The 14,523-nt window shown below is 60.2% G+C and carries 13 protein-coding genes and 1 tRNA gene; 10 read left to right on the forward strand and 4 right to left on the reverse strand.

The window, feature by feature from the left end; translation table 11 throughout:
• Window positions 1-22 precede the first annotated feature (22 nt).
• Complete coding sequence (locus PDO_RS23660) at window positions 23-1,729, reverse strand: long-chain fatty acid--CoA ligase (RefSeq protein WP_007607782.1); 1,707 nt, start codon at window positions 1,727-1,729, stop codon at window positions 23-25.
• Window positions 1,730-1,961: 232 nt separating this feature from the next.
• On the opposite strand from PDO_RS23660, the gene PDO_RS23665 reads away from it, so the two are divergent.
• Entirely contained in the window at window positions 1,962-2,354 is a 393-nt protein-coding gene (locus tag PDO_RS23665; RefSeq protein WP_007607783.1) for a PRC-barrel domain-containing protein, read from the forward strand.
• 241 nt (window positions 2,355-2,595) lie between these two features.
• On the opposite strand, the gene PDO_RS23670 is transcribed toward PDO_RS23665, so the two are convergent.
• Window positions 2,596-2,671, reverse strand: a tRNA-Thr gene (locus PDO_RS23670).
• A gap of 314 nt (window positions 2,672-2,985) precedes the next feature.
• Window positions 2,986-3,945, reverse strand: a complete 960-nt coding sequence (locus tag PDO_RS23675; RefSeq protein ID WP_007607784.1) for an NAD(P)H-dependent flavin oxidoreductase — start codon at window positions 3,943-3,945, stop codon at window positions 2,986-2,988.
• Between the two features lie 82 nt (window positions 3,946-4,027).
• Between PDO_RS23675 and PDO_RS23680 the strand changes: the two genes are divergently transcribed.
• Both PDO_RS23680 and PDO_RS23685 read left to right on the forward strand, forming a co-directional pair.
• Complete coding sequence (locus tag PDO_RS23680; protein ID WP_007607786.1) at window positions 4,028-4,216, forward strand: hypothetical protein; 189 nt, start codon at window positions 4,028-4,030, stop codon at window positions 4,214-4,216.
• Between the two features lie 38 nt (window positions 4,217-4,254).
• Window positions 4,255-5,496 (forward strand): hypothetical protein, encoded by a 1,242-nt coding sequence (locus PDO_RS23685; protein ID WP_007607788.1) that lies wholly within the window; start codon window positions 4,255-4,257, stop codon window positions 5,494-5,496.
• A 51-nt stretch (window positions 5,497-5,547) separates the two neighbouring features.
• On the opposite strand, the gene ppk2 is transcribed toward PDO_RS23685, so the two are convergent.
• On the reverse strand, window positions 5,548-6,429 hold the full coding sequence (gene ppk2, locus PDO_RS23690) for a polyphosphate kinase 2 (protein ID WP_007607790.1): 882 nt from the start codon (window positions 6,427-6,429) through the stop codon (window positions 5,548-5,550).
• Window positions 6,430-6,591: 162 nt separating this feature from the next.
• Between ppk2 and phoR the strand changes: the two genes are divergently transcribed.
• From phoR to phoB, 7 genes are all read left to right on the forward strand, one after another.
• Window positions 6,592-7,959 (forward strand): phosphate regulon sensor histidine kinase PhoR, encoded by a 1,368-nt coding sequence (phoR, locus tag PDO_RS23695; protein WP_081593228.1) that lies wholly within the window; start codon window positions 6,592-6,594, stop codon window positions 7,957-7,959.
• A 188-nt stretch (window positions 7,960-8,147) separates the two neighbouring features.
• Complete coding sequence (locus PDO_RS23700) at window positions 8,148-9,173, forward strand: PstS family phosphate ABC transporter substrate-binding protein (protein WP_007607794.1); 1,026 nt, start codon at window positions 8,148-8,150, stop codon at window positions 9,171-9,173.
• A gap of 181 nt (window positions 9,174-9,354) precedes the next feature.
• Window positions 9,355-10,842 (forward strand): phosphate ABC transporter permease subunit PstC, encoded by a 1,488-nt coding sequence (gene pstC / locus PDO_RS23705; RefSeq protein WP_007607796.1) that lies wholly within the window; start codon window positions 9,355-9,357, stop codon window positions 10,840-10,842.
• Entirely contained in the window at window positions 10,839-12,158 is a 1,320-nt protein-coding gene (gene pstA, locus PDO_RS23710) for a phosphate ABC transporter permease PstA (RefSeq protein WP_007607799.1), read from the forward strand. Before pstC ends, pstA begins: the two co-directional genes overlap by 4 nt.
• 13 nt (window positions 12,159-12,171) lie before the next feature.
• Complete coding sequence (gene pstB, locus PDO_RS23715) at window positions 12,172-12,987, forward strand: phosphate ABC transporter ATP-binding protein PstB (protein WP_007607800.1); 816 nt, start codon at window positions 12,172-12,174, stop codon at window positions 12,985-12,987.
• 47 nt (window positions 12,988-13,034) lie between these two features.
• Window positions 13,035-13,748, forward strand: a complete 714-nt coding sequence (gene phoU, locus PDO_RS23720; protein WP_007607801.1) for a phosphate signaling complex protein PhoU — start codon at window positions 13,035-13,037, stop codon at window positions 13,746-13,748.
• A gap of 27 nt (window positions 13,749-13,775) precedes the next feature.
• Window positions 13,776-14,459, forward strand: coding sequence for a phosphate regulon transcriptional regulator PhoB (gene phoB, locus PDO_RS23725; protein ID WP_007607803.1), 684 nt, complete (start codon window positions 13,776-13,778; stop codon window positions 14,457-14,459).
• The last annotated feature ends 64 nt before the right edge of the window (window positions 14,460-14,523 follow it).

Below are 14,523 nucleotides of genomic sequence, written 5' to 3' on the forward strand. Positions count from 1 at the left end.
ATCCCGCCGCATTTCAATCGATTTATTTTTGATCGCGCAATTCACGCCGGAGGATCTTGCCGACATTGGTCTTCGGCAGCTCGGTGCGGAATTCGATGAAGCGCGGCCGCTTGTAGTTGGTCAGGTTTGCGGCGCAATGGGCCTTCAGTTCGTCGATCGTCAGGGCCGGATCCTTCTTCACCACGAAGAGCTTCACCGCCTCGCCGGAATGTTCGTCCGGCACGCCGACGGCGGCGCATTCCAGCACGCCCGCATGCATGGCCGCCACTTCCTCGATCTCGTTCGGATAGACGTTGAAGCCGGAGACCAGGATCATGTCCTTCTTCCGGTCGACGATCTTCGAGTAGCCGCGTTCGTCCATGTAGCCCATGTCGCCGGAGCGAAAGAAGCCATCCTCGGTCATCACTTTGGCGGTCTCTTCCGGGCGCTGCCAGTAGCCGGCCATCACCTGTGGTCCGCGGATGCAGATCTCGCCGACCTCGCCGATCGGCAATGTCTGGCCCTCCTCGTCGCGGATCTCGATATCCGTCGAGGGCAGGGGCAGGCCGATCATGCCGGAAAATTCATTGCTGTCGAGCCGGTTGACCGTTGCCACCGGCGATGTCTCGGACAGGCCGTAACCCTCGGTAATCGGGCGCCCGGTCATCTGCAGCCATCGTTCGGCGACCGGCCGCTGCACCGCCATGCCGCCACCCAGAACCAGCATCAGGGATGAGAAGTCGAGGTTCTTGAAGTCGGGATTGTTCATCATCGCGTTGAACAGCGTGTTGAGCCCAGGAAACACATGCGCCTTGAACCCCTGCAATTCCTTGACGAAGCCTGGAATGTCGCGCGGATTGGCGATCAGGAGGTTGTGGCCGCCAAGTGCGACGCCCATCAGCGAATTCACTGTCAGCGCGAAGATATGATAAAGCGGCAGCGCGCAAACGAAATTGAGCACGTCCGGTCGGCCCTTGTCGGCAAAGGCCGCCTCCAGCCACAATGCGATCTGCTGCTTGTTTGCCAGAAGATTGGCATGGGTCAGCGTCGCGCCCTTGGAAACCCCTGTCGTGCCACCGGTATATTGCAGGAAGGCCACGTCGCTGGACACCACGTCCACCGGTTTTAATGTCTGGCGCGCGCCCTCAGCGAGCATAGACTTGAAGCCGATATGGCCGGGGATCGACCAGGCCGGCACGAGCTTCTTCACCTTGCGCACGACGAGATTGACGATATGGCCCTTCAGGCCAAGCATGTCGCCCATGGCGCAGACGATCACATGTTTGACATCGGTGCGCGCCAGCACCTGCTCGACCGTATGGGCGAAATTCTCCAGCACCAGGATCGCCTTGGCGCCGCTGTCCTTCAACTGGTGTTCCAGCTCGCGCGGTGTATAGAGCGGATTGACGTTCACCACGATCATGCCGGCGCGCAGGATGCCATAGACCATCACCGGGTTCTGCAGGATGTTCGGCGTCATCACGGCAACGCGGTCGCTCTTTTGAAGCCCCTTGGACTGCAGCCAGGCACCGACCTTGCGCGATTGTGCCTCGAGTTCGCGAAACGTCATGCCGCGACCCATGCTCGAAAATGCCAGCCGGTCGCTGTACTTGGCGCAGCTCGCCTCGAAAAGCGCGCCAAGCGAGGGATGGGCATGCGGGGCAATGTCGGCAGGCACCGACGACGGATAAGAGTCGAGCCAGATTTTCTCGGCGGCGCGACCGCTGTGGCGGCTCAAGGTTTCCGACATGTATTCCTCCCGAATGTCATTTTTGCCTGCGCGCCTGTCCCGGCACGAACTCCTCCTCAGGGCCCGTAAAGCTTATGCTTTCGCCGGATCAGTGCAAGCCCCGCGACCTTATATAACCTTGACGTAAACGTCAATAATTCACGTGTGCGTCGGTCGCCACCAGACAAAAACCGGAACCATAGAGGCTTGAAGCCGTTCTCTATCCATCGACAACAACAAAGGAGGCAACCCGATGTTGCATCAGAATCAGTCCACGCAAGGTCGCGACCCTTACGTCAAGGATACGCCGACGCTGATCGCCAGCGACAAGGTTGAAGGCACCGCAGTCTATGGCGCCGACGGCAAGCGCATCGGCTCGATCCAGCGCATTATCCTCGAGAAACGCGGCGGTCGCGTTGCCTATGCCGTGCTCAGCTTCGGCGGCTTCTGGGGTATCGGCGATGATTATTATCCGCTGCCGTGGGAAAAGCTACGTTACGACGAGGAGCTGGATGGCTACCGTCTGGACATGACCAAGGACCAGATCGAAGGCGCGCCGCGCTACCGTGACGATGACGGCGACTGGTACAAGAACAACGGTCGCTCAGTCTACGACTACTACGGCGTCCCACCATACTGGATGTAATCCACATTCGGAAACAGGCCCCGTTCGCGGGGCCTTTTTTCTGGCCGGTCATTGCTGGTTACGTGGGTGAGAATGAACGGCAGCGTAATCTCGCTGCAGCGGGAGAGACGTCAATCAACCCACCCGAGCCCGTACTAGAATTACGGCACTCGCGCTCGCGGCGTCCACTGACACAAAATTTAGCGCGCGGCCAGAACTTTTAAGTCAGCGGGTAGTTTTGGATGTAGCGATTCTGGAAAAATGGTGCCGCTTGCAGGACTCGAACCTGCGACCCCATCATTACGAATGATGTGCTCTACCACCTGAGCTAAAGCGGCACGCGGCGAAAGGGCAGGGCCCGTCCGCGTTTGGTGATGCGGCTGATACAGGCATTGCCCCATGATTTCAAGCCGGATTTCTGTCAGCTGGGCAAAAAAAGGGGACAAAAAAGGACAAAGGCAGAGGTGTAGTGCGTGTCGATGTTTGCATGCCCAGGGCTCACGTCAGCCGCCCTTGCGCCGGTTGGTTCTGCGGTCCGCCGAGATCGCAGCTGTCGCAGTCCTTCGATGTCGCAAGTGTATGAGCGCGTCGGCGCCGTGGCATGGATGTCCTCCCGCAACGGTCTGCGGGAGGCACGCCAGCAGTGTTTGTGTCAGCTGCAAATGGTCTTTTTTGCCCCTAGATATTCACGTTCCAGCCGATCGACGACCATGGCCACCGGCTCGATCGCCTTGACCGCGCCGATCCCCTGGCCACAGCCCCAGATATCCTTCCAGGCTTTGGCGCCCGTCGTCGCGTTGTCGAAATCCATTTTTGATGGATCGGCCTCCGGCAGGTTGTCCGGGTCCATGCCGGCCGCAGCAATGGACGATTTCAGATAGTTGCCGTGAATGCCGGTGAAATAATTGGAATAGACGATGTCATTGGCCTTGGCGTCGACGATTGCCTGTTTGTAGGCGTCGGAAGCGCGTGCCTCCGTGGTCGCAATGAAGGGCGAGCCGATATAGGCCATGTCCGCGCCCATCGCCTGAGCGGCAAGGACTGCTCCGCCATTGGCGATCGCGCCGGCCAGCAGCAGCGGCCCGTCGAACCATTCGCGGATTTCCTGGACAAGTGCAAACGGCGAAAGCGTACCGGCATGGCCGCCGGCCCCCGTCGCCACCGCGATCAGCCCGTCCGCACCCTTGCGGATGGCCGAATTGGCGTGCCGGTTGTTGATCACGTCATGAAGGACGATGCCGCCATAGCTGTGCACGGCGGCATTCACTTCCGGCACCGCGCCGAGCGAGGAAATAACGATCGGCACCTTGTATTTCACGCACATCATTAGATCATGCTCGAGCCGCTTGTTCGACGTGTGCACGATCTGGTTTACGGCAAACGGGGCTGCCTTGGCGTCGGGATTTCGCGCATCATGTGCCGCCAATTCCTCGGTGATCTCGGCCAGCCATTCGTCGAGTTGTGCCTCGGGGCGCGCATTCAGCGCCGGAAAGGCGCCGACAATGCCGGCCTTGCACTGGGCAAGCGTCAACTGGGGGTTTGATATGATGAACAGCGGCGAGGCGACGACGGGAAGCCTCAGGTTGTCTTTCAGGATCGACGGCAGTGCCATCACTTCACCTCCCATGAAGTTACGTTTACGAAAACGTCAATTGATTATCAGAAGCCCGGTGTCGAGGGAAGGCAGGATCGGTATGATCGTCGCCGCATCCGGCAGCCACGCCGTTTTGGGTCTTGAGGTGCGCCCGGATGCCGGCCGGATCACCGGGCGGGAGACCGGAAAGTCTCGCATCGGTCGCATTCCTGTGTTTATTGTTGCCCAGTTCGGCTTTCTGGGCTTGCAGATAAAAAAGTCAGCGGTTACCGAATCGTTACCAGTTTGACGATGTGCAGGGGCGACCCCAGAGGAGTATGGCGGCCAGTGAACGGATTGGAGACAGCCATCAGGAACGCGCTTGAGCGTTCGGATCGATCTAACGCCGAGACGCGCGCGCGCATCTACCAGTCTGCACGCCAGGCCCTGGAAAGCGGCTTGCGCAAGCAGAACATCAATGATGTCGAGACCGTCAACTACCAGCGGCGCAAGCTCGAAACACTGATCCATGAGGTCGAGCTTGAGGAGCGTGCACGCCTCGACATGGCCGTCTCGCCACCCGATGTGGCACCAAGCTCTACGCCGGCGCAGGCTGGCGATGCCGCACCAACTGTCTCGACGCATATGCATACACCGGCACCGGCTCCGACCCAGGCACGGACCCCGGTCTCAGCGCAGGGCTCCCGCGCGGAACCTGCATTTGCCACGTCTCCCGCCTCCGCCGGGAGTGCCGGCGCGACCGATCGTGATGTCGATCGTGATGTCGACCGTGATCCGGTCTTCGACGACGACGACCTCTATGCCTCGTCGCGCGACGAGCGTGAACAATCCTCGGATGCCGATGGACCCATGCCGGACATGCGGTCCGAAGCGCCGCTGCGCAAGCCGCGCCGGCGTCGCGGCTTTTTTTCACGCCTGTTTATTCTGGCCATTCTCCTGGCGGGCGCCGGAACGGCGGCCTGGTGGGTTTATTCCTCGGATCTGCTGCTCACCGATGCCGAGCGCGATACCAGCGTCCCCAATCCGCCACCGCGCGCCGAGGAAGAGGATTTCAACGGACCCGAAAGCGCGCCGCAGGCACCACAGGGGCCCCAGGCCCTCGACAGCCGCGGCGGGTTTTCCGATGACTGGATCGATGTGTTCGAGCCTCAGCAGATCGCGGCCATCCGTCCGCGTGCCAATGGCATGGTCGATGTCGTGACGGCGAGCGACGGAACGGCGGTTCGCCTTGGTTCGCGCAGCGGTGACGCCGATGGCGCGATCGAAATCACGGTGCCCGCCGACGTATTGCGCGAGCTGGCCGGTCGCACGTCGACGATCGCGTTAACCTTGCAATCGGCCGATGACAAGCCGGTGCAGATTTCTGTCGATTGCGATTTTTCCCGCCTTGGTGCTTGCCCCCGCCACCGCTTCACCATCAATCCGCAAAAGCTGGACGCCCTGTTCCGGGTCAGTTTCGACAGCGGGATGGCACCCGCCAGCGCTGGCCGCCTGGTCGTCAATGCCGATCTGTCGGGCGGCGGGCGCGGCGTCAACTTGTATTCGGTGCGTATCCTGCCCGGCCAGTGACCTGGCCAGGTCGCGGGATCTGACCGCTCAAACACCTGCAGGCCCGTGCGGTCATTTAAGGAAATCCGGCCCCTTGCCGATGATCTTCTTGTCCATCTTGCCGATCTTGTCCTCGTCCTTGCCCTCATAGTCGATCGACAGCAGCATGTGGCGTATGATGTTCAGGCGCGCGCGTCGCTTGTCGTTGGCATGCACGACCGTCCAGGGCGCGTGGTCTGAATGTGTCTCCTTCAGCATGCGGTCGCGCTTCGCCGTATAGTCGTCCCACTTGTTCAGGGCCGCGATATCCATCGGCGACAGTTTCCACACCTTTAGCGGATCGTGCCGGCGGTCATGGAAACGCTTCAGCTGCATTTCCCGGCCGATATCCAGCCAGAACTTGAAAAAGAATATGCCTTCCTGGACGATCAGCTTCTCGAACCGGGTCGCCTGCTTGAAGAAGTCCTCGTATTGCTCCGGTGTGCAAAAGCCCATGACCGGTTCAACGCCTGCACGGTTGTACCAGGAACGGTCGAACAGCACGGATTCCCCGGCTGTCGGGAAGTGATAGACATAGCGCTGGAAATACCACTGGCCGCGCTCCGTCTCGGTCGGCTTGGTCAGCGCCACAACCCGTGCAGAACGTGGGTTCATATAGGCCAGGGTCGAATGAATGGCGCCGCCCTTTCCCGCCGCATCGCGCCCTTCGAACAGCGCCATCACCCGCTTGCCGGTCTTCTGCATCCAGAACTGCACCTTGACGAGTTCGATCTGCAGCCGTTCCAGTTCCTTGTCGAAGGTCTGCTGATCCAGCTTCTTGTCATAGGGGAAGCTGCCGGATTGCAGGGCATTGTCATCGATCCACTTCGGCAGCTCAACCGCGTCGATGTCGAACACCCGCTCCGCGCCGCCGATTTTCAACGTGGTCGCGCGGCTCTCTGTCTGCTTGTCCATGGGGTTCCTCTCCGGCTTGCCTGCGTCAATCCGCAGTTGTTCGCTCATAGTGAGCGTATGGAGGCCATGATTTCAAGCCTTTGCTGATAGGCGACGGAGTCTCGGCCGCCGGGATAAATCGAAAGCGCCGATAGCGAGTCGCTGAAACTTCTGTCATGAATCATGGCTATCAGGGTTGTGACACATGATTGGCGAGGCCTTCTGCGCGTGACTGAAGACGATGATACCGGCGGCTGGCGCCGCGCGACGCGGCATGTTTTGTCCGGCTGGCCGTATATTGTCGCAGCACTTGCCGTTTCGCTTTCGGCCTATGGCGCCGGCGCAAAGCCCGGGTTCGCAGCGGCACTGTTCATCATGTTTTTCGCGCTCATCCTGCTGCGCCGTTCGCCGCCGGTCGAAGGCCGGATCGCGACCACGGGTTCGTCCGAGGTCGAGCCGCTGGCGTCCGATCCGTCTCCCCAGATCGCGGCCGTGATCGATGCTCTGGACTTGCCGATCTTTGTCATGGGACGTGAGGCCGACCTGCTGGCGCAGAACCGGGCGGCGGAAAAGGCCTTCGGTGCTTTGGCTGTGGGCGCGCATATTTCCGCCCGCTGGCGCTCGCCGGGCATTCTCGACATGGTCCGGGAAACCATCGCGACCGGTGAACCCAACCAGATCGAACATTCCGAGCGCTTGCCGTCCGAGCGCGTCTATGTTGTGCGCATCGCCCCCGTTTCGCTCCGGGATCCGCCGGCCCAACCTGTCACGGTCCAGACTGGCGCCACTCAGACTGGTGAAGCAATGGACATGGCAGGCTATGCCCGGTTCTTCCTGCTGTCCTTCAAGGATATTTCCGACCTTCGGCGTCTTGATCAGATGCGCAGCGACTTCGTCGCCAATGCCAGCCACGAACTGCGCACGCCGCTTGCCTCCCTGCGCGGCTTCATCGAGACGATGCAGGGGCCGGCCAAAGACGACCTCAAGGCGAAGGAACGTTTCCTCTCGATCATGCTCGACCAGGCCAATCGTATGAGCCGTCTCGTCGATGATCTGCTGTCTTTGTCGCGGCTCGAACTGAAGGCCCATCTTGCGCCCGATCGCATGGTCGATCTCGTGCCGGTGCTCGGCCATGTCCGGGATTCGCTGGCGCCGCTGGCAAGCGACTTGAATGTGGACATCCGGCTCCAGGTGCCCGACGGCAAAGTCGAGGTGCTGGGCGATCGGGACGAGCTGGTACAGGTGTTCGAAAACCTGATTGAGAATGCGTGCAAATATGGTCAGGACGGCCAGTTCATCGAAGTCACGGTTCGCCACGAAGCGGGAGGCTCCGCGGAAGTCAGTGTCCGGGACCATGGACCGGGCATCCCGGCAGAGCATGTTCCGCGACTGACCGAACGTTTCTACCGTGTCAGTGTCGAGGACAGTCGCTCGAAAAAGGGCACCGGCCTGGGTCTGGCTATCGTCAAGCATATCCTGACGCGCCACCGCGCCCGGCTGATCGTGAAGTCGGAATTGGGCAAGGGGACCGACTTTACCGTCCGCTTTTGACATAAATCATCGGACTTTCAGCGATGCTCTGAGAAATATCAAGCAATTTCAATTGCTTGATATGTCACAAATGTTTCATCGAACTGACATAAAAGCAGTGGGCAAGAGCCGCTAAGACCGTCTTGCCGATCCTCGGAGAACGACGGTACGGCCGCAAAGACACACAAGCCCACCCTTGGGAGATTATGATGAACACTCTGAAACTTTCCGTCGCGGCGCTGGTCGCCTCCGTTGCCTTCGCTGGCGCGGCTGCTGCTCGTGATCAGGTACAGGTTGCCGGCTCGTCGACTGTTCTGCCCTATGCAAAGATCGTTGCCGAAACCTTCGGCGAAACCTTCCCCAACTTCAAAACCCCGGTTGTTGAATCCGGCGGTTCTTCGGCTGGCCTCAAGGAATTCTGCAAGGGCGTAGGCCCTGAGACCATCGACATTGCCAATTCCTCGCGCAAGATCAAGGATTCGGAAGTCGAGGCCTGCAAGGCTGCCGGCGTCACCGAAATCCAGGAAGTTCAGTTCGGTTACGACGGTATCGTCTTCGCAACCGACGCCGGCAATGCCGACCTGAAGCTCGTTCCGGCCGACCTCTACCAGGCTCTCGCCGCAGAAATCGTCGTTGACGGCAAGCTCGTTGCCAACCCTTACAAGAAGTGGTCGGAAGTCAACAAGGACCTGCCGGACGTCGCTATCGCTGCCTACATCCCGGGCGAAAAGCACGGCACCCGCGAAGTCTTTGAAGAAAAGGTCATGGCACACGGCTGCAAGGACACCGGCGCCCAGGACATCATCAAGACCCTGGTTGACGAAAAGACCGCTCCGAAGAAGTGCATCGCAGTTCGCAAGGACGGCCTGGCTGTCGACATCGACGGCGACTACACCGAGACCCTCGCTCGTATCTCGGCCAACAAGGACGGCATCGGCGTATTCGGCCTCTCCTTCTACGAAAACAATGCTGACAAGCTGAAGGTTGCGACCGTCAATGGTATCGCTCCGTCGGTTGAAACCGTCGCCAGCGGCGAGTATCCGGTTTCCCGTCCGCTGTTCTTCTACGTCAAGAAGGCTCACATGGGCGTTATCCCGGGCCTGAAGGAATACGTGGAGTTCTTCGTGTCCGACCAGATGGTTGGCCCGGACAGCCCGCTGGCTGCCTACGGCCTCGTTCCGGCTCCAGACGCCGAGCGCGAAGAGACCCGCACCAAGTTTGCCGGTGGCATGTAATCAACACGTTTGGCGCGGCAGCAATGCCGCGCCAAATTTCTGTTGGAGAGGCGGAAGCCTCTGTAACCCTCGCTGGCCTTTTCCGCCACCGTGCGACAAATACCGCCAGCTGTGACTTTGTGCAGCGCAGTTCATTTTGCTTGACTGGCTGTTCATGCCGGTCATGTCGGGGGAAGTTCCGATGAGTACATCCATTCTTCTGCTGCTTGTTTTCGCCATTGGCGTCGTCGCCTATGTTCTGGCGTCTGCGCGAGCCAATGCGCTGGCAGGGGGCAAGCCATCCAATTTGCATTCCCGCTACGGGTATCACGGTGCTTTTGCTGCAATCTGCGCCATCTTGCCGGCCATCCTGCTGATGGCGGTTTGGTCGCTGGCAACGCCGGCCTTTGTTGAAAATCGCGTGCGTGCGTCCTTCCCCGAAGAGGTGAAGGCAATGCCGGATGCAACGATCAACCTCAACTACGGCATGGTCTCGGCAATTGCCCGCGGCATGAGCGGTCTTGATGCTGAAGAGCGCAGCCGCCTCGTCGCCATGCCAGGTGCCGATGCCCGTGCGCTGCTCGCCGATCGCGGCGTTCCGCTGGCCGATGATCCGCAGCCCTACATGGTCAAGGCCGCCGTCGAGGTACTCGATCTGTCCGCAACCAACCGGCTGATCCTGACGATCGCGGCACTTGTGATTTCTGTGGCTGGTGCCTTTTTCGGCCTGCGCTCCGTTGCGCCGCGCTTTCGCGCCCGCAACCGCGTCGAAAGCATCATCCTGGCCTCGCTCGTCATGGCCTCGTCGATCGCCATCCTGACCACGGTCGGCATCGTTCTGTCGATGCTGACGGAGGCGACCCACTTCTTCCGCATGGTTCCGGCCTGGGAGTTCTTCTTCGGCACGGTTTGGGATCCGCGCTTTGCCTCCGCCGGCACGTCGGATTCGTCCGGTCAGTTCGGCTTGATCCCGCTGCTGCTCGGCACGCTTTATATCGGCTTCGTCGCCATGCTTTTTGCCGTGCCGATTGGCCTGTTCTCGGCCATCTACATGGCCGAATATGCTTCGCCACGGTTGCGCTCGATCGCCAAGCCGCTGCTCGAGGTCCTGGCCGGTATTCCGACCATCGTCTACGGCTTCTTTGCCTTGACCTCGGTCGGTCCGTTCCTGCGAGACATTTCGGCCCAGATCAACGGCATCGCGACGGGCGATTTCGTCAATTTCATCCAGGCGCAGTCCGTGCTTACCGCCGGCTTCGTCATGGGCATCATGCTGATCCCCTATGTATCGTCTCTGTCGGACGACATCATCACGGCTGTGCCGCGCTCGCTGCGTGACGGCTCGCTCGGCCTTGGCGCCACGCGCTCCGAAACCGTCAAGCGCGTCATCCTGCCGGCAGCACTTCCGGGCATTGTCGGCGCGCTGCTGATGACTGCCTCGCGCGCCATCGGTGAAACCATGATCGTCGTGCTGGCCGCCGGTGTTGCCGCCCGCATGCAGCTCAACCCTTTCGAGCCGATGACCACCGTGACCGTCAAGATCGTCAACCAGCTGACCGGCGACCTTGAGTTTACCTCGCCGCAGACGCTCGTTGCCTTCGCGCTTGGCATCACTCTGTTTGCCATCACGCTTTGCCTCAACATCTATGCACTCTACATAGTGCGCAAATACCGGGAGCAGTACGAATGAGCCAGGTCGTTTCTGCCACAACGACGGCCCCAGCCGGTGCCGCCACGCGCCGCGACATCGGGGTCAAGCGCCGCTACGCCGCTGAACGACGCTTCCGTGCCTATGGCATTGCCGCGATCTCCTTCGGCCTGCTTTTCCTCTTTGTTTTGCTGAATTCCGTTGTGTCCAAGGGCTACACGGCCTTCCAGCAGACCATGATCACTGTTCCGATCGAGTTCAGCGAAAAGGTCATCGATCCGACCGGCAAGCGCGCTGAAAACCCGAATATCCTCGTGATGGCCAATTATCCGGTCCTCGCACGCGATGCGGTGGCCAAGGTCCTAGGCGTCGATGTCAAGAATCGTGCCGCGGCCCGTCAGGTCAGCGAACTGCTGTCAGACAGCATCCGCGTCCAGCTGCGCGATATCGTCCAGGCCAATCCTTCGGTGATCGGCAATACGGTGAATGTCACCCTCTTGGCACACGGCAATGTCGACAGCGCCTTCAAGGGCCAGATCGATCTGTCGGTTGCAGAGAGCAACCGCAAGATCTCCGACCAGCAACTGACCTGGATCAACACGCTGGCCGATAGTGGCGCCCTGTCGAAGCACTTCAACACGGGTATCTTCATCAACGGTGCTTCGAGCAGGCCGGAAGCTGCCGGCGTCGGTGTCGCCCTGATCGGCTCGGCCTACATGATGCTCATCGTGCTGGTTCTGTCGCTGCCGATCGGTGTCGCCGCCTCGATCTATCTCGAGGAGTTTGCCCCGAAGAACCGCTTCACGGACCTTATCGAGGTAAACATCAACAACCTCGCCGCGGTTCCGTCGATCGTCTACGGTCTGCTGGGTCTGGCCGTGTTCATCAATTTCGGCGGCTTCCCGCGCTCGGCCTCGATTGTCGGCGGCCTGGTGCTCACCCTGATGACTCTGCCGACGATCATCATCGCGACCCGTGCGGCGCTGAAAGCCGTGCCGCCATCGATCCGTGCGGCCGCGCTCGGGCTGGGGGCATCGAAGATGCAGACCGTGTTCCACCACGTCCTGCCGCTTGCCATGCCTGGCATCCTGACTGGCACGATCATCGGTCTGGCCCATGCGCTGGGCGAAACTGCCCCACTGCTGCTGATCGGCATGGTCGCCTTCGTCGCCGATTATCCGACCACGCCGATGGATCCGGCAACGGCACTTCCGGTGCAGATCTACATGTGGGCCAATGAAGCCGAGCGGGCTTTTGTCGAGCGGACATCGGGAGCTATCATGATCCTGTTGATGTTCCTTCTCGTCATGAATGTGGGTGCAATTCTGTTGCGACGTCGTTTCGAGCGGCGCTGGTAGAGGGAGTAGGGACATGAACATGATGTCGGAAGCAGCTGTTGAGAAAGCGCTGGAACAGAAGATGACTGAAGCGAACTACAAGATGATGGGCAAGGACGTGTCGGTTTACTACGGCGAGAAGCGCGCGCTTTTCGACGTGAACCTGAACGTCCGAGAAAACACGGTGACCGCGCTGATCGGCCCTTCGGGTTGCGGCAAGTCGACCTTCCTTCGCACGCTTAACCGCATGAACGATACGATCGACGGTTGCCGCGTTACGGGCAAGATCACACTCGACAGCACGGATATCTACGATCCGTCGATCGACGTTGTCGAACTGCGTGCGCGCGTCGGCATGGTATTCCAGAAGCCGAACCCGTTCCCGAAGTCGATCTATGAAAACGTCTCCTATGGTCCGCGCATTCACGGCCTCGCCAAGAACAAGGCCGATCTCGATGTCATCGTCGAACAGAGCCTTCAGAAAGCTGGTTTGTGGAATGAAGTGAAGGATCGCTTGCTTGAATCCGGCACGGGTCTGTCCGGTGGCCAGCAGCAGCGCCTGTGCATTGCCCGCGCGATCGCGGTCAGTCCGGAAGTGATCCTGATGGACGAGCCCTGTTCTGCGCTCGATCCGATCGCGACCGCAAAGATCGAGGAATTGATCCACGAACTGCGCACCAATTTCACCATCGTCATCGTCACCCACTCGATGCAGCAGGCCGCCCGCGTTTCCCAGCGCACGGCCATGTTCCATCTCGGCCTGCTGGTCGAGGAAAACGACACGGACAAGATGTTCACCAATCCGGATGACCAGCGCACCCAGGACTACATCATGGGTCGCTTCGGCTGAGGCGCCCCGCGCACGCTTCGTCTCAATCCAATTCAAGGAATGCGTTTATGGCTTCTTCCCACATCTACTCGGCCTTTGACGAGGAACTGAAATACCTGATGCGCCGCATCTCGGAAATGGGTGGTATGGCAGAACAGATGGTCGCTGAAAGCGTCCGCGCTCTGGTCAACACCGACGGCGCTCTGGCCCAGAAGGTCATCTCCGACGACGTCGTCATGGATGCGACCGAGCGCGAAATCGGCGACAAGGCGATAGTCATGATCGCGCGTCGCCAGCCGATGGCAGCCGATCTTCGCGAAATCATCGGCGCGTTGCGCATCGCCAGCGATCTGGAACGCGTCGGCGACCTCGGCAAGAGCAATTGCAAGCGCGTCATGGCGGTCCAGAGCTCGGGCATCCCGCGCAAGCTCGCCCGTGGCATCGAGCATCTGTCGGATCTTGCACTTGCCCAGCTCAAGGAAGTGCTCGACGTCTACACCACCCGTTCGGCGGAAAAGGCGAAATCCATTCGCGATCGCGATGAAGAGATCGACTCCATGTACACCTCGCTGTTCCGCGAGCTGCTGACCTACATGATGGAGGATCCGCGCAACATCACCAGCTGCACGCATCTGCTCTTCTGCGCCAAGAACATCGAGCGCATCGGCGACCACGCGACCAATATCGCCGAAACGATCTACTACATGACGACCGGTGCCCAGCCCGAGGGCGAGCGTCCAAAGGAAGACCTCACGTCCTCCGTCGGCGCGATCAATGAGTAAGCCGTCACTAACGGGGTTTTGCCTTTCATGTTGCCGAAAATAGCTGTCGTAGAGGATGAGGAGGCGCTCAGCGTCCTCCTCCGCTACAATCTCGAGGCCGAAGGCTACGAGGTCGAGACGATCCTGCGTGGGGATGAAGCCGAGCTTCGCCTGCAGGAGCGTGTGCCGGATCTGTTGATCCTGGACTGGATGCTGCCGGGCGTTTCCGGCATCGAGCTCTGCCGTCGCCTGCGGGTGCGCCCGGAAACCGAGCGTCTGCCGATCATCATGCTGACGGCCAGGGGTGAAGAAAGCGAACGCGTTCGAGGGCTCGCTACCGGCGCTGACGATTATGTCGTCAAGCCGTTTTCGACGCCCGAACTGATGGCGCGCGTTAAGGCCATGCTGCGCCGTGCCAAGCCCGAGGTTCTGTCCAGTGTGCTGCGCTGCGGCGATATCGAGCTGGATCGCGAGACCCATCGGGTCCATCGCAAGAGCCGCGAAGTGCGTCTCGGCCCGACGGAATTCCGGTTGCTGGAATTCCTGATGGCCTCGCCCAGCCGCGTCTTTTCCCGCTCGCAATTGCTGGACGGCGTCTGGGGCCATGACATCTATGTCGACGAACGCACGGTCGATGTGCATGTCGGTCGCCTGCGCAAGGCACTGAACTTCTCCAACATGCAGGATGTCATCCGCACCGTCCGCGGCGCGGGTTATTCAATGGAAGTCTGAGCATTTCGCCACCGGTATCCAGGCAATAAAAAACGGGCTCGAAAGCCCGTTTTTTTATGTCTGG

It is taken from the genome of Rhizobium sp. PDO1-076 (assembly GCF_000247475.1).
GTDB lineage: Bacteria > Pseudomonadota > Alphaproteobacteria > Rhizobiales > Rhizobiaceae > Allorhizobium.